Source organism: Dellaglioa sp. CoH-57-MRSF-20, assembly GCF_056781955.1.
In genome coordinates, this window is sequence record NZ_JBXAXV010000027.1 from 1 (window position 1) to 886 (window position 886).

At 52.6% G+C, this 886-nt stretch carries 2 protein-coding genes; both read right to left on the reverse strand.

Features of this window, described 5'->3' with window-relative positions; translation table 11 throughout:
• Positions 1–405: hypothetical protein (locus tag AC1RPN_RS07845; RefSeq protein ID WP_481763659.1), on the reverse strand; the 405-nt coding region annotated here is incomplete at its 3' end.
• A 27-nt stretch (positions 406–432) separates the two neighbouring features.
• A complete protein-coding gene (locus tag AC1RPN_RS07850; RefSeq protein ID WP_289874006.1) occupies positions 433–762 on the reverse strand; it encodes a hypothetical protein in 330 nt (109 codons plus the stop codon).
• Positions 763–886 lie beyond the last annotated feature (124 nt).

Here is an 886-nt window from a genome sequence, read left to right on the forward strand (position 1 = left end):
GAGCCGTGTTTCGATCAGGAACGTTACATCCCGCAGCAGATACGCTGTCTTTACTAGATGGAACAGTTCCGGATCGCCACCTTTGTCCGGATGTACCAGACTTCTGACTTTTCGGTAAGCATCGACCAAAAGTTCAGAACTTGCGTTGTATAGCTGCTCCGTACCAGAACTGACATAATTCGCAGTATTCTCTTCGTCATGCGCATGGCGCTGGGGAGCGCCACGGGTCGCGAGCCTGATTTCACGGCGCAAGCGACTGATTGTCGCGTTGCGCTCGTCTCCCTCAGAGTACTGCTTTACTACGCCCATGACTTGATTCCACAGCTTGTAGTACCGGTTTCGGGCTTTATCGACTTGAGCACGCAACTCGTGAAATCGGGCAACGGCACTTTCGTCAATGGTCATACTCTCTCCAGTACTTAAAACTGCTATTTACTGCGGGCGTTGAAATTGTGGCTCAGCTTGCTGGGATTGCCAAATCTGCTGCGTGCCCTGAGCCACGAGAGGCTGTTGCACACCCGTCACGTTCTGAATGATCCAGCGATTTGCCTCGATTGCGTTGGGAAAGGTGCGGACTGCGGCACGCGTCTTGATGATTTCCGCAAACTCGTTTTGGTTTTCCACCTTTTTCTCGTTGTCGAGAAGCGGCGTCCATTCTTTGTCTCCCGGATTCCGAATCATGACGATCCAGTGCGGTGCACTGTAGCGGGCTACGGCCTCGATGGATCGTGCTTTGCGCATTTTTGTGATAAACGAAAGCATGCTTTCTCCTTTACTTGAACTTCAGTCAGTCTTCCAGATCGCCGGGCCCAGCGACCCGAAAATCCCCGATATCGCCCAAAACTTCGAGCAGATTGATACCTGCGGCATCGGCAATGAGGCCGAC